The sequence below is a fragment of the Pseudomonas furukawaii genome (assembly GCF_002355475.1).
GTDB classification, from domain to species: Bacteria; Pseudomonadota; Gammaproteobacteria; order Pseudomonadales; family Pseudomonadaceae; genus Metapseudomonas; species Metapseudomonas furukawaii.
Map to the genome: position 1 here is coordinate 659921 of NZ_AP014862.1, position 20410 is coordinate 680330.

19 protein-coding genes and 1 riboswitch are annotated in these 20410 nt (G+C 70.6%); of the genes, 7 read left to right on the forward strand and 12 right to left on the reverse strand.

The genetic code is table 11. The annotated features are described in order from the left end of the window. Positions 1-418: 418 nt before the first annotated feature. The 8 genes from KF707C_RS03065 to cobG all read right to left on the reverse strand — a co-directional run bounded on the left by KF707C_RS03065 (position 419) and on the right by cobG (position 10589). On the reverse strand, positions 419-1681 hold the full coding sequence (locus KF707C_RS03065) for an OprD family porin (RefSeq protein WP_096368002.1): 1263 nt from the start codon (positions 1679-1681) through the stop codon (positions 419-421). 431 nt (positions 1682-2112) lie between these two features. Then, a complete protein-coding gene (locus tag KF707C_RS03070; protein ID WP_004420600.1) occupies positions 2113-4530 on the reverse strand; it encodes a TonB-dependent siderophore receptor in 2418 nt (805 codons plus the stop codon). A 113-nt stretch (positions 4531-4643) separates the two neighbouring features. Next, positions 4644-5603 (reverse strand): FecR domain-containing protein, encoded by a 960-nt coding sequence (locus KF707C_RS03075; RefSeq protein ID WP_004420597.1) that lies wholly within the window; start codon positions 5601-5603, stop codon positions 4644-4646. After that, positions 5600-6097 carry a sigma-70 family RNA polymerase sigma factor gene (locus KF707C_RS03080; RefSeq protein ID WP_004420594.1) on the reverse strand — a complete coding sequence of 166 codons (498 nt, stop codon included), beginning with the start codon at positions 6095-6097 and terminating at the stop codon, positions 5600-5602. The genes KF707C_RS03075 and KF707C_RS03080 overlap by 4 nt, the downstream gene beginning before the upstream one ends. Before the next feature lie 160 nt (positions 6098-6257). After that, complete coding sequence (gene cobJ / locus KF707C_RS03085) at positions 6258-7904, reverse strand: precorrin-3B C(17)-methyltransferase (protein WP_004420590.1); 1647 nt, start codon at positions 7902-7904, stop codon at positions 6258-6260. Next, positions 7904-8653 carry a precorrin-2 C(20)-methyltransferase gene (locus KF707C_RS03090; protein ID WP_004420587.1) on the reverse strand — a complete coding sequence of 250 codons (750 nt, stop codon included), beginning with the start codon at positions 8651-8653 and terminating at the stop codon, positions 7904-7906. The genes cobJ and KF707C_RS03090 overlap by 1 nt, the downstream gene beginning before the upstream one ends. Continuing rightward, entirely contained in the window at positions 8650-9276 is a 627-nt protein-coding gene (locus KF707C_RS03095) for a precorrin-8X methylmutase (protein WP_004420585.1), read from the reverse strand. The genes KF707C_RS03090 and KF707C_RS03095 overlap by 4 nt, the downstream gene beginning before the upstream one ends. Then, positions 9273-10589, reverse strand: coding sequence for a precorrin-3B synthase (cobG, locus tag KF707C_RS03100; RefSeq protein ID WP_036991388.1), 1317 nt, complete (start codon positions 10587-10589; stop codon positions 9273-9275). Before cobG ends, KF707C_RS03095 begins: the two co-directional genes overlap by 4 nt. Before the next feature lie 88 nt (positions 10590-10677). Then, a riboswitch (cobalamin riboswitch) is annotated at positions 10678-10849 on the reverse strand. 134 nt (positions 10850-10983) lie between these two features. On the opposite strand from cobG, the gene KF707C_RS03105 reads away from it, so the two are divergent. The 6 genes from KF707C_RS03105 to KF707C_RS03130 are packed head-to-tail and all read left to right on the forward strand — an operon-like array spanning position 10984 to position 15349. Beyond that, positions 10984-12186: a bifunctional cobalt-precorrin-7 (C(5))-methyltransferase/cobalt-precorrin-6B (C(15))-methyltransferase gene (locus KF707C_RS03105; protein WP_004420577.1), complete on the forward strand. Its 1203-nt coding sequence runs from the start codon at positions 10984-10986 to the stop codon at positions 12184-12186. Between the two features lie 30 nt (positions 12187-12216). Then, positions 12217-13314, forward strand: coding sequence for a cobalt-precorrin-5B (C(1))-methyltransferase (locus KF707C_RS03110; protein WP_004420575.1), 1098 nt, complete (start codon positions 12217-12219; stop codon positions 13312-13314). Continuing rightward, positions 13311-14042 carry a cobalt-precorrin-6A reductase gene (locus KF707C_RS03115; protein ID WP_004420573.1) on the forward strand — a complete coding sequence of 244 codons (732 nt, stop codon included), beginning with the start codon at positions 13311-13313 and terminating at the stop codon, positions 14040-14042. The genes KF707C_RS03110 and KF707C_RS03115 overlap by 4 nt, the downstream gene beginning before the upstream one ends. Continuing rightward, positions 14039-14746 carry a (2Fe-2S) ferredoxin domain-containing protein gene (locus tag KF707C_RS03120; RefSeq protein ID WP_004420571.1) on the forward strand — a complete coding sequence of 236 codons (708 nt, stop codon included), beginning with the start codon at positions 14039-14041 and terminating at the stop codon, positions 14744-14746. The genes KF707C_RS03115 and KF707C_RS03120 overlap by 4 nt, the downstream gene beginning before the upstream one ends. A gap of 40 nt (positions 14747-14786) precedes the next feature. After that, positions 14787-15032: a type II toxin-antitoxin system CcdA family antitoxin gene (locus KF707C_RS03125; RefSeq protein WP_004420569.1), complete on the forward strand. Its 246-nt coding sequence runs from the start codon at positions 14787-14789 to the stop codon at positions 15030-15032. Further along, complete coding sequence (locus KF707C_RS03130) at positions 15032-15349, forward strand: CcdB family protein (RefSeq protein ID WP_004420568.1); 318 nt, start codon at positions 15032-15034, stop codon at positions 15347-15349. The genes KF707C_RS03125 and KF707C_RS03130 overlap by 1 nt, the downstream gene beginning before the upstream one ends. A gap of 13 nt (positions 15350-15362) precedes the next feature. Here KF707C_RS03130 and KF707C_RS03135 read toward each other — a convergent pair whose 3' ends face one another. The 4 genes from KF707C_RS03135 to KF707C_RS03150 all read right to left on the reverse strand — a co-directional run bounded on the left by KF707C_RS03135 (position 15363) and on the right by KF707C_RS03150 (position 18763). Then, a complete protein-coding gene (locus tag KF707C_RS03135; RefSeq protein WP_004420567.1) occupies positions 15363-16292 on the reverse strand; it encodes an MFS transporter in 930 nt (309 codons plus the stop codon). Between the two features lie 243 nt (positions 16293-16535). Next, complete coding sequence (locus KF707C_RS03140; protein WP_051050680.1) at positions 16536-16943, reverse strand: hypothetical protein; 408 nt, start codon at positions 16941-16943, stop codon at positions 16536-16538. Positions 16944-17102: 159 nt separating this feature from the next. Beyond that, positions 17103-17831, reverse strand: coding sequence for a vWA domain-containing protein (locus KF707C_RS03145; RefSeq protein WP_108703073.1), 729 nt, complete (start codon positions 17829-17831; stop codon positions 17103-17105). Continuing rightward, a complete protein-coding gene (locus KF707C_RS03150) occupies positions 17756-18763 on the reverse strand; it encodes an ATP-binding protein (protein WP_004420564.1) in 1008 nt (335 codons plus the stop codon). The genes KF707C_RS03145 and KF707C_RS03150 overlap by 76 nt, the downstream gene beginning before the upstream one ends. Before the next feature lie 515 nt (positions 18764-19278). Between KF707C_RS03150 and KF707C_RS03155 the strand changes: the two genes are divergently transcribed. Continuing rightward, positions 19279-20370 (forward strand): 3-deoxy-7-phosphoheptulonate synthase, encoded by a 1092-nt coding sequence (locus tag KF707C_RS03155; RefSeq protein WP_004420559.1) that lies wholly within the window; start codon positions 19279-19281, stop codon positions 20368-20370. The last annotated feature ends 40 nt before the right edge of the window (positions 20371-20410 follow it).

Genomic DNA, 20410 nt, shown 5'->3' on the forward strand with positions numbered 1-20410 from the left:
TTCTCGAACCGCCCGGTGCGGACCCGCATGCCGGGTGGTGTGGCAGGGGCGCGGCCCGATGGCCGCCCCCTATGCCGATTCTCAATCGCCGAAAGGAACCAAAGGGCTTGCCCCTGCATCCGGCCCGGCTTCGCCGGGTCCCCTCGCGGCGTCATCGTCTTCGCCTGGTTTCAGATCGGTTTGGGCAGCAGGATGACTTGTCCCCTGCCGGCGCGAGTCACCCCTCTCCTCTTCTGGGAGAGGGGCGGGGGAGAGGGCGGTATCCGCAGACTGGGAGTGGGTCAGGGCGCCACGCAAAATCGCCAATCCAGTGTGAACAGGAATTCCCCGATATTCCGCGATGAACCAGAAAAAAGGCACCCGAAGGTGCCTGGAGGAAAGCCGGGATGAAGGGAGCCTTCCCCACCCCGGTGGCGCATCAGAGGATCGACAGCGGGTAGTTGATGATCAGGCGGTTCTCGTCGAACTCGTTGTTACTGAAATCGCGACGGATGCTCGCATTGCGCCACTTCAGGTTGAGGGCCTTGAACGCGCCGCTCTGCACGGTGTAGCCCAGTTCCGTCTCGCGGCCCCATTCCTTGCCGTCCGTCACGGCGCCTGTGTGGACGTCGTCACCGCTGATGTAGCGGTTCATCAGGGTCAGGCCGGGGATGCCGAGGGCGGCGAAGTTGTAGTCGTGGCGCAGCTGCCAGGACTTCTCCTTGGCGTTGTCGTAGCTGGAGTTGTAACTGTCGTTGGCCAGGGTGCCGCCGCTGGTGCCGTTCACCCGCATCCAGGCGTCATCGCCGCCGACCTTCTGCAGGCCGACGTAGAAGGTGTTGCCACCGTACCTGGCGGAGAGCAGGGCGGACCAGGTGCGGTTATCCAGGTCGCCGGCCAGCGCCGAGCCGTCTTCCTTGCCGTTGAAGAAGCCGAGGTTGGCGCCCAGGGTCCAGTCGCCCACCGGCTGGCTGTGCATCACCTGCAGGTACTGCTGCTGGTAGATGTCTTCCAGCTCGGCGTACCAGAGGCCGACCAGGGTGCGGTTCTCGTTGAAGGCGTATTCGCCGCCGGCGAAGTTGAAGCGGTCGGAGGTGAAGGCCGCCTTGCCGTTCATGGACAGGTCTTCCAGGCTGGCGTCGTTGCGCGGACTGTTCTGGCGGAACTGGCCGCCGTAGAGGGTCAGGCCGTCGATCTCCTTCGAGGTGACCTGGCCGCCCTGGAAGGTCTGGGGCAGGGAGCGGCCGTCGTCGGCGCGCAGGATCGGCAGCACCGGCATCCATTCGCCCACCTTCAGTTCGGTGCTGGAGACCAGCATCTTGCCGGCCAGCGCCAGGCGGCCGAAGTCGTCGGCGGGACGACCGTCGTCATGCACCGGCAGCAACTGGGTGCCCCTGGTGCCCCTGCCGCCATCCAGCTTCACCGACAGCAGGCCGAGGGCGTCGACGCCGAAGCCCACCGGGCCTTCGGTGAAGCCCGAGCGGGCGTCGAGGATGAAGCTCTGGGTCCACTCTTCGGCCTTGCCCTGCGGGTAGGTGGGGTCGACGAAGTTGCGGTTGATGTAGAAGTTGCGCAGGTTCAGGCCGACCTTGGCGTCTTCGGCGAAACCGGCGGCATGGACGCTGGCGGGCAGCAGGGCAAGCCCGCAGGCGAGGGTGGCGGAAGCGGCCAGGCTGGATTTGAGGGCGTTGCGGAGGGTCATTGTTGTTGTGCTCCGGGGTTTCTGGAGTTGAGCCGACCCCCTGCGCGCCGGGAGCGCACATCGACATGGGGGCATTGGGGGAGTGGCTGGCGCGCAGGCCAGCGTTCAGCCGCGGCTAGCCGTCGGCGAATCCGGTGGGTGCCCTGGGGGCGTGGGCGAAGGCATGGGCGAGCGGTCGGCGGCGGGCCTGGCGGGATGGTGCGGCGTTCTGCGGGTCGAGGGTCATGGTCGGGCCCTGAGCGAATGTCTTGTTGTTATTTTTGTCATACGTCGTCGTACAACGTGGCGCGATTATCGACAGGCCTTGTCGCCCTTGTCAACGCGGATACGGCTTTTGTCTAGGGTCTGCGGGGGACGCTGGAAGGGACGGGATATCGAGGTCGTACGATAACGTGGCCGGCCATCGCTGGCCGGCCGGCCCCGGGAGGGCCTCAGAACTGGTAGCCGAGGGTGGCGGTGAGGTTGCGCTGCTCGCCGAAGTAGCAGAAGTCGAGGCTGTAGCAGGAGGCCACGTAGTCCTCGTCCAGCAGGTTGTTGGCGTTGAGGCTGAGGTCCATGCCCTTCAGGCCCAGCTTGCCAAGGTCGTAGCCGATGAGGGCGTCCACCAGGGTGTAGGAGGGCACGCGCAGGGTGTTTTCCTTGTCGGCCCAGCTCCTGCCGACGTAGCGCACGCCCAGGCCGGTGCGCAGGCCGTCCAGCGCGCCGGCGTCGAAGTCGTACTGGCCCCAGATGGAGGCCATGTGCCTGGGCGCCTGGTTCGGGGTGTTGCCCTGCACCGCCTTGTCCACGGACTCGCTGTAGGTGATGTCGGTGTAGGTGTAGCTGGCCAGGACCTTGAGCTGGTCGGTGAGCTGGGTGTTGGCTTCCAGTTCCAGGCCCTGGGAGCGCACTTCGCCGACCGACTCGTAGTAGCTGTTCTGCGGCAGCTTGGAGGCCACGTTCTGCTGCACGATGTGGAACAGCGACGCGGTATACAGGCTGTCGCTGTCCGCCGGCTGGAACTTCAGTCCGGCTTCCCACTGCTTGCCTTCGGTGGGTTCCAGCGGTTTGCCGGCGTTGTCCGAATAGGCGTTGGGGTTGAAGGATTCGGAATAGCTGATGTACGGCGCGACACCGTTGTCGAACAGGTAGAGCACGCCCGCGCGGCCGGTGAACCGGCTCCAGTCGCCCTCGCTCCTGCCGCCGGTGCTGCGGTTCTGGTCGGAGACGTCCACCCAGTCCTGGCGCAGGCCGAGGGAGAAGCGCCAGCGGTCCAGGTCCACCAGGTCCTGCAGGTACAGGCCGGTCTGCTCCAGGCGGCGGGTGTGGTTGTCTTCGTAGAGGGGCCCGAGGGTGGCATTGCCGTAGACCGGATCGAAGGCGTCCAGGGGCGACACGCTGGCCGATGTCCAGTCGACCTTCGCCTTGCGCTTCTGGTAGTCGAGGCCGGTGAGCAGGGTGTGGCGCGCGGGACCCCAGTCGAATTCGGCTTGCACCATGTTGTCGAGGATGTAGGCGTCGAGGTCTTCGCTGGCGCCGGAGAAGTAGCGGTTCAGCGCGTTGCTGCCGGCGCCGGTCCACTGGTAGCCGTAGACCTGGGACAGGTCCACCTGGGCGGACAGGTAGCGGAGGTTCTGCCGGGCGCTCCAGACATCGTCGAAGCGGTGCTCCAGCTGGTAGCCGACCATGCGCTGGGTGCGATCGAAGTCGTCCAGGGCGGGTTCGCCGTCGAAGAAGTCGCGGTCGATGCGCCGGCCATTGTGCGGGTAGAGGCTGCCGTCGGCGGGCACGCCACTGTGGTAGCCGCCATTGGGGTCGTGCTGCAGGTAGCCCAGCAGGGTGAGGGTGGTGTCGTCGCTGAAGTCGATGGCCAGGGTCGGGGCGATGGCGTAGCGCTCGTCCCGGGTGTGGTCGAACTGGGTATCGCCGCCCTTGCCCAGGCCCACCAGGCGGTAGGCGATGCGTTTCTCCTCGTCCAGCGGACCGCTGAAATCGAAGCCCAGGCCCTTCTGGTCGAGGTTGCCCAGGGTGGCCTGAACCTGGTGGTAGTCCTCGTACAGGGGCTTCTTGCTGGTGAGCGCCACCAGGCCGCCCGGCAGGCTGCGGCCGTAGAGCACCGAGGACGGTCCCTTGAGCACATCGATACGTTCGAGGAAGTAGGGGTCCACCTGCAGGGAGCTGAAGGTGCCGCTGTCGCCCATGGTCTTCAGCCCGTCCAGGTAGACGTTGTCCACGCTGTTGTCGGCGAAGCCGCGCATCACGATGTAGTCGTAGCGGTTGGAGGCGCCCACCTGGCCGGTGAAGATGCCGGGGGTGTAGCGCATGGCCTGTTGCACCGTCTTCGACCCCTGGTCGTCGATCTGCTCGCGGGTCACCACCGAGACGCTCTGGGAGGTTTCCAGCAGGGCCTTGCTGGTCTTGGTGGCGATCTGGCTGTGGGTGGCCAGGTAGCCGTCGGCGCTGCCCAGGGCATTGCCCAGGGCGAACACCTGGGTGCTGGGCACTTCCAGGGCCGCGCCGGAGGAAACCTCGCGCACGACGAAACTGCCGTTTCCAAGGTCCTCCGCCTGCAGCCCGCTGCCTTCCAGCAGGCGCGCCAGGCCCGCTTCCACGCCATGGTTGCCGGACAGGCCGGGGCTCCGCAGGCCCCGGACCTGGGCCGGCGTGGCGGCCAGGTTGATGCCCGCTTCCCGGGCGAAGCGGTTCAGCGCATCCCCCAGGGGGCCGGCGGGAATGGCGTAGCTGCGGCTGGCGACTTCGGCGGCCTGGTCGGCCCAACCGGCCGCCGGCAGCAGCGGCGCGGCCAGGGCGGCGGAGATCAGGGCGCCGCGAACGGCGAGGGCAAGGCGGGAGGCGCGGGGTGAGGTCATCGGGATGTCCGTGGAATGGCAAGGTGAATGGGAGTCGTTCCCATTGCCGGGCCGCCCCGGAAAACCCGCCAAAAAAGTTCGTCGACGGCCAGCGACACCGGCATTGCGACGCCTCAGGCCCGTGCCTCCACCGTCACCCACCAGCGGGTGCGGTAGTGCAGTCGCACCGGCAGGGCCTGTGGCAGCAGGGCCAGCAGGCGCTCCGTGTCATCCAGCCGATACACCCCCGACAGCCGCAGGTCGGCCACGGGCTCGCTGCAGGCGAGGCGACCGTGGCGATAGCGGGCGACCTCGGCGAGGAAGTCCGCCAGGCGCATGTCGCGGGTGACGATCAGGCCTTCGGCCCAGGCGCCGGGCTCCTGGTCGAGGCGCGTTACCGGGCGGATGCCATCCTGGAGCAGGTCGAGGCTCTGGCCGGCGTCGGCCTGCTGGCGGTGCAGGCCGCTGGCGCTGCCCAGCCTCACCTGGCCCTCGAGCACGCTGACGCGGGAGGAGGCCCGACCCTGGCGCAGGACGAAGCGGGCGTCACGGGCGTCCAGCAGGCCGTGGTCGGTCATTACCCGCAGGGGCCCTGCGCTGCCGTCGACGAGGATTTCCCCGCGCCGCAGGCGGATCAGCCGCTGTCGTCCGTCGAAGCGCAGGTCCACCGCCGAGTCGGTGTTCAACAGCAGCCGGCTGCCGTCGGCCAGCGCCTGCGAGCGGCGTTCGCCGGTGGCGGTGGCGAGGTCAGCGGTCAGGCGCTCCCAGGGGGCCAGGTCGCGGGTCAGCCAGAGTGCGCTTCCCCCCAGGGCGGCGCCCGACAGCAGCTTCAGGGCCTGGCGCCGACGCAGGCCGGTCCGGGCGTCGTCCAGCAGGTTGGCGGTCCCGGGCATGGCTTTCAGGCCCAGCCCCAGTTCCTGCTCCAGTTGTTGCACCCGTTGCCAGGCCAGTTCATGGCTGTCGCTCTGTCCGCGCCAGTGCTCGCAGGCCCGTTGCAGGTCGAGGTCGGCCTTGCCGCGCAGGCGCAGCATCCAGGCGATGGCCTGGCGCACCACCGGTTCGTCGGGGCTGGCGCTGCGGGAGGTCGGGTTCATTCCTCGAATCTCAGCAGATAGCACTGGTACAGGGCGTCGGCGATGTAGCGCTCCACCGAGCGCAGCGAGATCCCCATGCGTTCGGCCACCTCCTTCTGGGTCAGCCCCTCGCACTGGGCCAGCAGGAAGGCCATGCGGGCCCTGGGCTTGAGGCGGTCGAGCAGGCGGGCGACGCGCTCCAGCAGTTCGAGGATCAGCTCCCGCTCCTCGGGGGAGGGTGCTACCGCTTCCGGCAGGTGCGCCAGGGCTTCCCGATAGGCACGCTCCACTTCTTCCCGGCGCCAATGGTCGATCACCAGGCCACGCGCCACGGTGCGCAGGAAGGCCCGAGGCGTGCGCAGGTCCGGCAGTTCACCCTTGCCCAGCAGGCGCAGGAAGGTGTCCTGGGCCAGGTCCGCGGCATCGGCGGCATTGCCCAACCGGCTGCGCAGCCAGCTCCTCAGCCAGCCGTGGTGCTCGCTGTACAGCGTCTGGATCGAGAGGGGAGAGGGCATGGACGTCACCGCGAGAAGCGATATCAAATGAAAACCAATCGCATTCTCTTGTTGGCGACGCGGTTTTGCAACAAGGATCCGGGATCGAATCTGATAGCTGCGCCGGAAGTTTCACTTGTAGGAGCGAGCTGAGCTCGCGAACCCGCCCCTACAGGTGTCGCTACCGATACCAGCGCGGCGTGTACACCCAATCCCCACCTTCGGCCCGAGGTACGCGGCGGGTGAGTGACGATCCGATGATCACCAGGGTGCGCATGTCCACCTGTTCGGGCAGCAGGTCGCCGAGGCAGGTCACCGTCAGCTTCTCCGCCGGGCGGCCGATGTCGCGCCCGAGCACCACCAGGGTCTCGGGTCCACGGTGCTGGCGGACGATCTCCAGGGCGCGGCCCAGTTGCCAGGGGCGTGCCCTGGAAATGGGGTTGTAGAAGGCCATGGCGAAGTCGGCGGCACCGGCGTGGTCGAGGCGCCGTTCGATCATGTCCCAGGGCTTGAGGTTGTCCGAGAGCGAGATCAGGCAGAAGTCGTGGCCCAGCGGCGCGCCGGCCCTGGCGGCGGTGGCCAGGGCGGCGGAGACGCCCGGCTGGATCTGCAGGTCCACCCGCAGCCAGGCCGGGTCGCGGGCCTCGTCCAGGGCTTCCAGCACGGCGGCGGCCATGGCGAACACGCCCGGATCGCCGGATGACACCACCACCACCCGGCGCCCGCTGGCCGCCAGCTCGAAGGCGTGGCGGGCGCGTTGCAGCTCTTCGCGGTTGTCGGTGCAGTGGGCCACCTGGTCGGCGCGCAGGGGGCCGGCCATGCGGATGTAGGTTTCGTAGCCCAGCAGGTCCTGGGCTTCGTCCAGGGCCTGGCGGGTGGCCGGGGTCATGAAGACCGGGTCGCCGGGGCCGAGGCCGATCACCGTCAGGCGGCCTCGGGCCTGGCCGATGCGCGCCGGGTCCAGGGGCGCCTGGGCGCGGTAGAGGCGCAGGTCGCCGATACGGGCCACGGGACTGGGTAGGTCGGCGTCCTCGGCGGCGAAGCGCAGCGGCACCGCGAGTTCGGCGGCGGCAGCAGCGAGGCCGGCGTCGGTCATGCGCGCCGGGTCGGCCACCAGGCAGGCCAGCGCCTGGGGTGCCAGGCCGGCACTTACCAGGGCCTCGCGGATGGCCTCGGCCGAGGCGTCGCCGTCGACGCGCACGGCCAGCACCCGGGGGTGGATCAGCAGTTCGTCGCGGGCGGCGGGGCGCTGTTCGGGGGTGATGTGCAGGGTCAGCTTCGCGGCGCTGTCGCGGGGCAGGGCGACCGCCTCCAGCCAGGGCGCGTCGCCGGCCACCTGCATCGTCTCGCCGCCGAGCAGGTCGGCGACGAAGCGCTTGCCCTGTTCCAGGTCGGCCAGGGCGTAGCCGGATGGCGGGTCCAGCAGGCAGGTGCCGAAGCGCAGTTCGCCGCTGGTGGTGATGGCCGGGGCCACCTCCAGGCAGGCGGCGATCTCGCGGGCCATGCGGTTGACCCCGCCGAGGCCGCCGAGCAGCGGCACCACGGCACTGCCGTCCTCGGCCAGGGCCAGCACCGGCGGTTCGGCGCCCTTGCTCGCCAGCAGCGGCGCCAGGGTGCGGATGACGATGCCGGCGGCGCACAGGGCGATGATCGGCGTGTCGTTGCGATACAGCTCGCGCAGGGTCTCGCCGAATTCACTGTAGGGCTCGTCGGCGCCTTCGACGCGCCCGGCGAGGCCGAGCACCCGGGCCTGTGGATAAAGTCCCTGGAGGCGGCGGGCGACGGCCAGGCCGCCGTTGCCGAGGAGGACGATGGCGGGGGCCTTCATCAGCCCCTCCATTTCTGGCCGGGGACCAGGATCATCGAGAAATAGGGCGAGGCCATCGGATCCACCTCGTCCAGCGCCACGATGCGCTGGTTGGCCATGGTGGCGCGCTCGACGTAATGGGCGCGGTCGGCCAGGCCCAGCTCCACCAGCACCCGGCGCACCTTGTCGAAGTTGCGGCCGAGCTTCATGACCACGGCGGCCTCGGCGGTGGCCAGCCGAGCCTTGAGCTCGTCCTCGGGGAGCACCCCGGAGAGCACCGAGAGGCTCTGGTTGCGGTACACCAGGGGCAGGCCGAGCATCGCCGCGCTGCCGAGCATGGAGCAGACGCCGGGGACCACGTCCACCTCGTAGCGGTCGGCCAGGCGGTCGTGCAGGTACATGTAGGAGCCGTAGAAGAAGGGGTCGCCCTCGCAGATCACCGCCACGTCGCGCCCGGCGTCCAGGTGCTGGGCCACCTGCTGGGCGGCGGTGTCGTAGAAGTCGCTGATCACCGTCTCGTAGGACAGCGGCGGCTCCAGCTTCTCGGTGGTCACCGGGTAGACCAGCGGCATGCGCTGCTGGGCCTCGCCGAGGTGCTGCTCGATGATGCCGAAGGCGTTGCCGCCCTCGCCCCGATTGGCCTTGGCCTTGGCGACGAAGTAGCCCACCACCTGCGCCGATTGCAGCAGGCGCAGGGCCTTGACCGTGATCAGTTCCGGATCGCCCGGGCCCACGCCGAGGCCGATCAGCCGTCCCTTGCCGCTCATCATTCCACCTCCGTGGCCAGGGCGTTGACCGCCGCCGCCGCCATGGCGCTGCCGCCCCGGCGGCCGCGCACCACCACGTAGGGCACGCCCCGGCTGTCGGCGGCGAGCAGGTCCTTGGACTCGGCTGCGCCGACGAAGCCCACCGGGAAGCCCAGGATCAGCGCCGGCTTCGGTGCGCCGGCGTCGAGCATTTCCAGCAGGTAGAACAGCGCGGTGGGAGCGTTGCCGATCACCACCACGCTGCCTTCCAGGTGTTCGCGCCAGTGCTCCAGGGCCACCGCCGAGCGGGTGTTGCCCAGTTCGCGGGCCAGCTCCGGTACGCCGGGGTCGTTGAGGGTGCAGATCACCCGGTTGTCCGCCGGCAGGCGGGCGCGGGTGACGCCCTCGGCCACCATGCGCGCATCGCAGAGGATCGGCGCGCCGGCTGCCAGGGCGGCCCGGCCGGCGGTGCCGGCGCCGGGGGAGAAGGCCAGGTCCTGCACCACATCGACCATGCCGCAGGCGTGGATCACCCGCACGGCGAGCTTCTCCAGGTCCGGCGGGATGGCGCTGAGGTCCGCCTCGGCGCGGATGATGGAGAAGGAGTGGCGATAGATCTCCTGACCATCGCGGATGTAATCGATCATTCGGAGGAGCTCCAGCTGTCAGGAGTGGCGGCCAGTCGGTCGCTGGCCTGTTCGAGGTCGAGGTCGCTCGCCAGCAGCCGGCCGAAGCCGTCGCGAGCGCGCTGGTAGAGGTCGTAGCGGCCCGGTGCGCGGGCCAGCAGGGTGAAGGGCGCGACGTGGGCGGCGGCGCAGGAGCGCGGGCAGCCGGTCAGGTGCAGCTGCACCTCGGGTGGCAGGCGGGGCGCCAGGGCCAGGGCGTCGGCCTTGGTGTCGGCGAGGCTGCGTGGGCAGCCGGCGGAGCCGGTGCAGGCGATGAGCCGGGCCAGCGGGGCGGTGGCGTCGGTGACCAAGCCCAGGGCGGCGAGGGCGGCGAGGGTGCCGTCGAGGTCGCGGGGGGCCGGCAGCAGCACCGATTGCCAGGGGGTGAGGCGCAGTTGGCCGTCGCTCTGCTGGTCCGCCAGGTCCGCCAGGGCGTCCAGTTGAGCGGCGTCGAGGCGGCCGAGGGGCGCGGCGGCGCCGGCATGGCGGCCGTCCACGGGGCCCAGGTGGCCGAGGGTGGCGGCGGTGTCGCGGCGCCAGTCCGGCAACGGCTGCAGGGGCGTGCCGAGTCGGCGTTCCAGCTCCGCCACCAAGGCGGCGGGGCCGAGGTCGGCCAGCAGGTGGCGCATGCGTGTCTGCTCCGGGCGGGCGCGGTCGAGGAAGAGCTGCAGCAGCGCCTCCACCAGGGCCGGCACCTGTGCGGCGGGCACGGCGCCGAAGGCGGGGGCGTCGTCCGCGCGCAGCGGCGGGCACCCGGCCAGGCCGAAGGCGAAGGGCGCGTCGGCCTGCGGCCCGAGGGCAGCGAGCCAGATGTCGTGGGGGTGTTCCAGCATGGCCAGGGGTTCGCCGCCGTCCAGCAGCAGGGCGAACTTGGGCGACAGGGCATGGAAGCGCGGGGTGTCCTGCAGCAGTGCCAGCAGGCGCTCGGCCAGGGCGGCGACCGTCTGGCCGACGCCGGGCTCCAGGCCCAGCAGCGGGCTGACCATCAGGTTGCGCAGGTCATCGGCGCCGGGGGAGGGCGCACCCAGGTCGGCGGCCAGCAACGTCTCGATCAGCGCGCCTTCGGCGCCGGGGCGCACGCCACGGATCTGCAGGTTGGCGCGGTTGGTGGCCTCGATCACGCCGCTGGCCTGCTGCCGCGCGGCGGCGGCCACGGCACGGGCCTGGTGGGCGTGGAGGCGGCCACAGGGCAGCTTGATGCGACAGAGGCCGCCATCGCCGGATTGCACGATGCGCAGCAACCCCGGGCAGGCCGAGGGGCGGACGGAGGTGGCAGCGGATTCGGCCTGTTTCAACGGGTCACCCTGGTTGGCGTCGCGGCGACCGGAATATCCCTGGCCCAGGGACACGCTTGCATCGATACACCCCGCCCGATGCGCTCACACGCGACTGGTTTCACCGGCAGGTCTCCTGGCTGGCAGGTCGTCATCCTTCGCGGCCTTCCCGAGCGGTGCTCAGTGGCCAGGGTGCGTGGACTCGCTGCTTACAGTTGCGGGGGCAGCCACGGTGCGACCGTGTTCCCTCAGGGCATCGCACGGGAAATACCCTCGTCACGACCCCCGGCCAGCACCTCTGGCAGGCGCCGGCAACCGATGAAGGGCGCTATTATGCCCGCTTTGAGCGACATGAGGAAAAGGCTGCCTGTCGGAAGGGCAAGCGGCTGACACCTCGGTAGAAACGGGAGTTTCCATGCAGCCCTGGCTGACGGTTGTGGGTATCGGTGAGGACGGCTACGGGGGGCTGGGCAAGGCCGCCCGGCATGCGCTGCTGGGCGCCGCCGAAGTGGTGGGGGCGCCGCGCCAGCTGGCGCTGTTGCCGCGCTGCATCCGTGCCGTGCGTACACCCTGGCCGAGCCCCTTCTCCCTGGAGCCGGTGCTGGCGCGACGGGGCACGACGCTGTGCGTGCTGGCCAGTGGCGACCCGATGCTGTTCGGCGTGGGCGCCAGCCTGGCGCGTCAGGTGCCGGCCGAGGAGCTGCGGGTGCTGCCGGCGCCTTCGTCCGCTTCCCTGGCAGCGGCGCGCCTGGGCTGGCCGCTGCAGGAGGTGACGCTGCTCTCCACCGTGGCGCGGCCCCTGGCGGTGCTCAATGGCCACCTGCACCCCGGCGCGCGGCTGCTGGTGCTGAGCAACGACGGCGGCACCCCGGCGAGCCTCGCGTCCCTGCTGGTGGCGGCCGGTTTCGGCGCCAGTCGCCTCACCGTGCTGGAGCATCTGGGTGGTCCCCTCGAACGCCGGCTCGACGGCCTGGCCAGCGCCTGGAGCGCCGTGGAGGTGGCCGACCTCAACCTGGTGGCGGTGGAGGTGGCGGCCGATCCCGGCACCCGCGCGCTGCCGGTGACCTGCGGGCTGCCCGACGACGCCTACCGCCACGATGGCCAGCTCACCAAGCGCGATGTCCGCGCCATCACCCTGGCCCGCCTGGCGCCGCGCCCCGGCGAGCTGCTGTGGGACGTGGGCGCCGGCTGCGGCTCCATCGGCATCGAATGGATGCGCGCCCATCCCGCCTGCCGGGCCCTGGCCATCGAGGCCAATGCCGGACGCCAGGCGCACATCCGGCACAACCGCGACGCCCTGGGCGTGCCCGGGCTGCAACTGGTGGCCGGCGAGGCCCCGGCGGCGCTGGAGGGTCTGCCGGCGCCGGATGCCATCTTCATCGGCGGCGGCGTCACCGACCCCGGCGTACTGGCGCAGTGCTGGGCGCGGCTCAAGCCGGGCGGCCGCCTGGTGGCCAACGCCGTGACCCTGCAGAGCGAGTCGACTCTGGTGGCCTTCCGCGCCGACAACGGCGGCAGCCTGACCCGCATCACCGTCGCCCAGGCCCAGCCGCTGGGGGACTTCGACACCTGGCGTTCGGCCCTGCCCATCACCCTGCTGGAGGCGGTCAAGCCATGACGGCCGCCTGTTCCTCGCCGGGACGCTCCCATGCGTGACGAAACCCCCGAGCAGCCCGCGCCCCTGCGCAGCGGCTACACCACCGGCAGTTGCGCCACCGCCACCAGCCTGGCGGCGGCGCGCCTGCTGCTGGGCGGCGAGGCGGCCGACGCGGTGGAGATCGTCCTGCCCAAGGGGAAGCGGGTGATGCTGCGCCTGGAGTTCTGCCGACTGATCGACGGCGGCGCCGAGGCCGGCACCCTGAAGGACGCTGGCGACGACCCGGACGTGACCCACGGCGCGCTGATCCATGCCCGGGTGCGGCTGGCCGCCGAGCCGGGGGTGCGCTTCCACGCCGGCCCCGGCGTCGGCACCGTGACCCGTCCCGGCCTGGTGCTGGCGGTGGGCGAACCGGCCATCAACCCGGTGCCCCGGCGGATGATGACCGACCACCTCACCGAACTGGCCGGGACGCTCGGCTATGCCGGTGGCTTCGAGGTGACCGTCTGCGTGCAGGGCGGCGAGGCCCTGGCGCTGAAGACCATGAACCCGCGCCTGGGCATCCTCGGCGGACTTTCCATCCTGGGCACCACCGGCATCGTCCGGCCCTTTTCCTGCGCGGCCTACATCGCCTCCATCCACCAGGGCATCGACGTGGCCTGCGCCAACGGTTTCACCCACCTGGCCGCCTGCACCGGCAACGCCAGCGAGGACGCCATGCGCCAGCGCTACGGCCTGGACGACACGGCGCTGATCGAGATGGGCGACTTCGCCGGTGCGGTGCTCAAGCACCTGCGCAAGGCGCCGGTGGCCAGGCTCAGCCTCTGCGGCGGCTTCGGCAAGATCAGCAAGCTCGCCGCCGGGCACATGGACCTGCACAGCCGCCACTCCAGCATCGACCTGCCGCAGCTGGCCCGCTGGGCCGCCGAGCTGGGGGCCGACAGCGCCCTGCAGGCCGCTATCGAAGGCGCCAACACCAGCCAGCAGGCCCTGGCCCTGGCCCATGCCGACGGCGTGCCCCTGGGCAACGCCGTCTGCGCCCGCGCCCTGGCCTTCGCCCGGCGCACGGTGCCGGCCCGCGTGGCCCTGGAAGTCTTCGCCATCGATCGTCAGGGCGTCATCGTCGGCGAGGCGCTGGAGAACCCATGACCCCCATCCTGCTGCTGGGCGGCGTGACCGAGGCCCTGGCCCTGGCCCGCAGCCTCGGCCCCGCCCATGTCTACAGCCTCGCCGGCCTCGGCAGGGTGCCCCAGGACCTGGCCTGCCAGGTGCGCGTCGGCGGCTTCGGCGGTGCCGAGGGGCTGGCGGGCTATATCCGCGAGCGGGGCATCGGCCTGCTGGTGGACGCCACGCACCCCTATGCCGCGCAGATCAGCCACAACGCCGCCCGCGCCGCCGCGCAGGCCGGGGTACCCTGCTGGGCGCTGCGCCGTCCCGGCTGGCAGGCCGGGCCTGGCGATGACTGGCGCGAGGTGGACGACTGGGCGGGACTGATGGCCGCGCTGGCGCCGTTCCGCCGGCCCTTCTTCACCCTCGGCCGCGAGCCGCTGGAGCATCTGGACGCGGTGCCCGTCCACCAGCACTGGACGGTGCGCTGCCTGCAAGGGCAGGCGCCGGGCGAGCGCCATGAGGTGATCGGCTCGCGCGGGCCCTTCCACCTGGACGAGGAGCGCGCGCTGTTCGAGCGCCTCGGCACCGATGTGCTGATCAGCAAGAACAGCGGCAGCCAGTCCACCGAGCCCAAGCTGCAGGTGGCCCGCGAGCGCGGCCTGCCGGTGCTCATCCTCAGGCGTCCGGCGCTGCCGCCGGTGACCCGCGAATTCGATTCGGTCGAAGGCCTCTGGCAGGCACTCGGCCCCTACCTGGACACACCATGACCGCCACCGTTTACGCCCGCGTGCTGTTCGCCGGGCCCGACCTTGCCGAGGGCGCCTTCGCCGAGCTGTTCCGTCGCCAACTGGTCGCCCTGCGGGGTGAGGCCGCGCTGGCCGATGTGGTCGACACCGGTGCCGGGCCGGACGCCCTGCGCGAGGCCGTGCAGGCCAGCCCGCGCCCGCTGCTGGTGATCGACCTCGACCCGCAGAGCACGCCGCCGCACCTGGACTGGTTGCGCAGCGAACTCGGCCAGTGCGAGGCCCCGGAGCACCTGTTCATCGCCAGCCTGCTGGGCCAGTACGACAGCGACCCGGCCGGCGCCGCCTGCGCCCTGGTGGCGCGCACCGAGCTGCACCTGGCCTGCGTGGAGGTACCGGCGCTGCCGGAGAGCCACGCCTGGTCCTGCATCCCGCCCCACGCCCGCCGCCTGCTGCTGTGCAACGGCCCGCGCTGCACCCGCCGGGGCGCGCTGCCGCTGTGGAAGAAACTGCGGGAAACCCTCAAGGCCGCCGGCAAGCTGGAGTGCGCAGGCGGCGTGCACATCACCCGCACCCAATGCCAGTACCCCTGCGACCTCGGCCCCACCGCCAGCCTCTACCCGGAAGGCGAGTGGTACCGCCTGGAAAGCGAGGAGCAGGTGCTGCGCTGGGTGCAGGAGCGGATAGTCGAAGAGCGGGCGGTGCCGGAGTTGTTGATGAAGGGATGAGATGCGCATAGATTATGCGCATTAAAAGGAGGCGATCCCGATGCCCGTTCTGTACGACCCCCAGGCGCCCAAGAAGCCCACCAACCTCAGCGTCAACAGCGACTTGTTGAACAAGGCCCGCGCGCTCGACATCAATCTGTCCGCGACCCTGGAGCAGGCCCTGGCCGAGACGTTGCGGGCGCGCCAGCGCGAGGTGTGGTTGGCAGAAAACCGCGAGGCCATCGCGGCCTACAACCAGCATGTTGAAAGCGACGGTGTGTTCAGTGACGGGCTGAGGCGCTTCTGATGCCGCAGTTCGCCGTCTACCTGAACACCAACCCTGCCACTCGGGCCGATGTCCCTTACCTCCTCGACGTGCAGAGTGATCTGCTGGATGGCCTCGGAACACGCGTGGTGGTGCCGCTCTACAGCGAGCGAGCCATGGGTGGTCGCGCGGTTGGTTCGCTCATGCCTCGGTTCGAGGTCGAGGGGGTGTCGGTGGTAATGGTCACGCCGGAAATGGCTGGGGTGCCACGCCGTGCACTGGGGCGCCAGGTGGCCGACCTTGCGGGGCAGCGCTTCGAAATCATCGCGGCGTTGGACCTGCTGATCTCCGGTATCTGAGCGGGTCGCGGTTTCAGCGCACGAACCAGAGAGCCGTCAGCGGGGCCGAGAGCATCAGCACCCCGAGGATCACGAAGGCCGTCACCAGCCCCAGCCCCTGGGCGACGAAGCCCACCAGTGCCGGCCCGGCGAGCACGCCGGCATAGCCGACGGTGGTCACCGCCGCCACGGCGAGGTTGGCCGGCATGGTGCCCTGGCGACCGGCGGCACTGAACAGCACCGGCACGATGTTGGCCGCCCCCAGCCCCACCAGCAGGATGGCGCCCCAGTCCAGCAGCGCGCCTTCGGCCAGGAACATGGCGAAGGTCAGTGCCCCCAGCAGCAGGACCAGCCCGCGCGGCACCACGAACAGCGGCCCGCTGCCGGCCGAGCGGGTGCGCAGCAGGCGCGGGGCGGCGAGGGCGAGGCCGGTGATCACCACCACCAGGGCGACGAGGATCGCCGTCAGCGGTGCCAGACCGGCCGCCAGCAGGCCGGTCATGCCCAGGGAGCCGACGAAACCGCCGAGGCTGAACAGGCCGTGGAAGCCCGACATCAGCGGTACTGGCGCATCGTTCGCCACCTCCACGGCGTGGATGTTCATTGCCACGTCCATGGCGCCGAGGGAGGCGCCGAACAGTGCCAGCGCGAGGGCCAGCAACAGGCTGAAATCCGCACCGGCCAGCAGCGGCATGGCACAGCAAAGGCCCACCCCGCCCACCAGGATCACCGGGCGCGCGCCGATCCGCCCCGCCAGCACACCGGCCACCGGCATCGACAGCATCGAGCCGGCACCCAGGCACAGCAGCAACAGCCCCAGCACCGCCTCGCCGATGTCCAGGCGCGCCTTCGCATAGGGCACCAGCGGCGCCCAGCAAGCCATGCCGAAACCGGAGACGAAGAACGCCAGGCGCGTGGCCAGGCGAGTGGCAGGGCTGTCGGCGCAGGGTACGGCGTGGGTCATGGGCGCTTCCGATCGGGAAAAAGGGGTGGACCCTAACACGGGTACGCGCGCCTTGTGGCTCCACCAGGCGGTTGATGGACGAGGTCGTGTGGTCGTGAATGGACCTCGCGTTGGGTGCATGGCGCTTTTCCATCCACCAGTTCCGGGCACGTGGCATTGGGGATAACCCCGGTCCCGGGCTGAAGCCCGGGCTACGAAAGGTGGAACGGCGGAGCTGGGTGCCTACACGGAAAAAGGGACGCCCTACTGCGCGTAATCAGGGGGCGGTGAACATGGCTGCTGGGGCACGGTGATGGCTTCCCAGGTCAGAACGTTGAGGCATGTGTCTGCGCCGGAGATGAGGTATTCCTTCAGGGCTCGGTCGCCACTGAGAAATCCTGCTCGGAGGCGCTCCTGATCGAGCCAGCCACCTGCGGTGATCTCGTGCAGCCAACTCCCGGAGCAATGGGGCCAGAACTCCAGCAGGTCGCCTTCGTCGAGCACGCGGAATCCTTCGACGGCGCTGATCCGGAGGGAGGTGAGGCCCTGTGTTTCCAAGTTGCGCAGCGTCACCGTCAGGGTTTCGAGGTCATAGTCCAGGTGCTGCAAGGCCATGTGTGACGCATCGGCCAAGGCGATCGCCGTGATCTGGGGGGCTGCGTTGGTGCTCATGGTCACTCCGCGTGTTCGGTTTTGCGGTGGGCAGATGGTGCCTCTCTCGCAGGTGCGCAGGCTTTGAGGGTAACTCCGGTCCTGGGATGAGGTCCGTGCAACTGCAGGGCGATCCGCTGGATGGCCTGGGTGCGCTCGTCGTGCGGCGGACCGCCGGACTCAGTCGGACAGCGCCTGGTACTCCGCGCCCAGCGCGGCGGCGAGTTGCCGGGCGCGGCCGAGGCGGACGGGGCCGGACTCGATGTCCACCAGCAGGGTGGCGCAGCCCAGCGGCTGCAAGGCGGGCAGGTCCTTGAGGCGGCCGTCGGTGAGGATCAGCACCCACTGTTCCTCGCCGGGCTTCTGCCGCTGACGGCGAGCCAGCCACTGGCCCGATCGCTCGAGCGCATCCCGTAAAGGCGTGCCGCCGCCAGCGCCCAGTCCTTCCAGCCAGGGTTGCAGCCCTGCGTCGGCCTTGCGGCCCTGCCACTGCCAGCGGGCCTCTCGGCCGGTGGCGCTCAGCACAGCGAGGCGGGCGCGCTGGCGGTAGGCATCGTCGAAGAGCTGGGCCAGCAGCCCCTTGGCGCGGGACAGGGCGCCGTGGCGACGGGTGGAGGCGGAAGCGTCGACTATCACCAGCCAGAGCTGTTCCGGGGCACGGCTGCGCGGTGTGCGGACCAGGTCGGCGGCCTGGCGCGGGCGCCCGCGCAGAAGGGTGGGCAGCCAGGCGATGGCGCCCTCCTGGCCGGCGCTGCGGGCGCCGCTGCGGCCTTGGCCGAGGCGCCCTGGCCGGGGCTTGGCACCCGTCCCCTTGGCGTGGCGTGGGCGGGTGCTCAGGGCTTTTTTGGCCAGGTGGGCAGGGCCCTGCGTTCCCCGGTGGGTGTGGGTTGGGCGGGCAGTTCGCCCCATTGGCCTTCGCCGCTGGCGTCCTGCTGGGGGCGGGGGGCCTGGGCAGGCGCTTCGCGGGGCGGCTGTGCGGCCGGCGGCGGTGCGTGGTGGCGACGGTGGGCCAGGGCGAAGCGCTCCACGGCGTCGATGTCCACGGCGGCGATCCGCTCGGCGCCGCGCCAGGCGGCATGGGCACGGGCGGCGCGCAGCCAGACCAGGTCCGCGCGCAGGCCGTCGACGCCGGCGTCGAAGCAGCGGCGGGCGATCTCGTCCAGGGCCGCGTCATCCAGGGGAATCCGCTCGAGCCGCTGGCGGGCGGCCTGGCAGCCCTGCGTCAGCGCCTGCTGTTCAGCTTCCCAGCGGGCCAGGAAAGCCTGCGGGTCGCTGTCGAAGGCCAGGCGGCGGCGGACGATCTCGGCGCGCTCGGCGGGGGCCGGCGAGCCCTCGAGGCTGACCTTGAGGCCGAAGCGGTCCAGCAGTTGCGGGCGCAACTCACCTTCCTCGGGGTTCATGGTGCCGATGAGCACGAAGCGCGCCGGATGCCGGTGGGACAGGCCGTCGCGCTCCACCAGGTTCAGGCCGCTGGCGGCCACGTCCAGCAGCAGGTCCACCAGGTGGTCCGGCAGCAGGTTCACCTCGTCCACATAGAGCACGCCGCCATGGGCGCGGGCCAGCAGGCCGGGGGAGAAGCGCGCGCGGCCTTCGCCCAGGGCGGCGTCCAGGTCCAGGGTGCCGACGATACGGTCCTCGCTGGCGCCCAGGGGCAGGGTGACGAAGGTGCGCTGCGGCAGCAGGTCGGCGATGCCCCGCGCCAGGGTGGACTTGGCCATGCCCCGGGGCCCTTCGATCAGCACGCCGCCGATGGCGGGGTCGATGGCGGCGAGGTAGAGCGCGAGCTTCAATTCGTCGGCGCCGACCACGGCACTCAGGGGATAGTGGGCAAGCTCGGACATGGCGGTTTCCTACAAAAACATGGCAGGCATGGTAGCGAAAGGTCGTTGTAGCCGATAGAAATCAGTGATTGAACGGCGGATCGGGATGCAGTAGGTTAACCAGCATTCGCTTTGGAGATCGTCATGTCGCACCTCGCTTCCACTTCGCTCAACGCTGCTCCGGCCCAGGCCGTGGCGGGCGTGCGCGTGGTCGCGGCGACCCGCTATTTCCACGGGTATTGGTTTAGCCACGGGCTGACCTGATACCCATCAGGCGGCCCACTCCAGCAGGGTCGCCGCCAAAGCTCCACGAAACCCCCGGTCGGCAACCCGACCGGGGGTTTTTGTTTTCCGACGGTCCACAAGACCACCACGACGTTACCGAGGATCGCACCATGATCAGCTACCGCAACGACTACCGCTATTACCGCACCGACTGGCGATTTAGCCGCTCCACCCGCATCCCCACACCGACAAGTCGAACACCCAGTTAGTGCGCCGCGCGCGGACCCGCCGCGCCGGCCGAGGAACCCAGCATGAATTCGTCCGTTTCCGCCCTGTCCACCGCCGCCCAGCCCCTGCACGTCGTCGCCCTGGATACGGCCCCGTCGCCTTCCCGTAGCACCCGCCCCCTGCCCACGCCCGCCGAGTTGCGCCGGCGCCTGCCGCTCTCCGTCGAACTCGCCCGCCAGATCCGCGCCCAGCGCGAAGCCGTGCGCGCGGTACTGGACGGCGAGGACCCGCGCCTGCTGGTGGTGGTCGGCCCCTGTTCGATCCACGACCCCGATGCCGCCCTCGACTACGCCCGCCGCCTGGCGGCGCTGGCGCCGCTGGTGAGCGACCAGTTGCTGCTGGTGATGCGCGCCTACGTCGAGAAGCCGCGCACCACCGTGGGCTGGAAGGGCCTGGTGTACGACCCGCACCTGGACGGCAGCGGCGACATGGCCGAGGGCCTGGCGCTGAGCCGTCGGCTGATGCTGGAGATCGCCGGACTGGGCCTGCCGGTGGCCACCGAGTTGCTGCAGCCGCTGGTGGCGGGCTACCTGGACGATGCACTGAGCTGGGCGGCCATCGGCGCGCGCACCAGCGAGTCGCAGATCCACCGCGAGATGGTCAGCGGCCTGGACCTGCCGGTGGGCTTCAAGAACGGCACTGACGGCGGCCTCGGCATCGCCACCGACGCCATGCGCTCGGCGGCCCACGCCCACCAGCACTTCGGCCTCGACGCCCAGGGCCGTCCGGCGCTGGTGGAAACCGCCGGCAACCCGGACACCCACCTGGTGCTGCGTGGCGGCCACAAGGGCCCGAACCATGACGCCGCCAGTGTGCAGGCGGCCCGCGAAGGGCTGGAGAAGCTGGGCATCGCGCCGCGCATCCTGGTGGACTGCAGCCATGCCAACAGCGGCAAGGACCCGCTGCGCCAGCCGGCGGTGCTGGCGGACGTGATCGACCAGCGCCTGGCCGGCCAGGACGCCCTGCGCGGGGTGATGATCGAGAGCCACCTGTTCGACGGCGCCCAGTCGCTCTCCTGCGACCTGCGCTACGGCGTGTCCATCACCGATGGCTGCCTGGGCTGGGCGGGGACCGAGGCGATGCTGCTGGAGGCGGCGGCGCGCCTGCGGGGGTGAAGGCTCAGCGGGCCAAGTTTCCCTCACCCCCGGCCCCTCT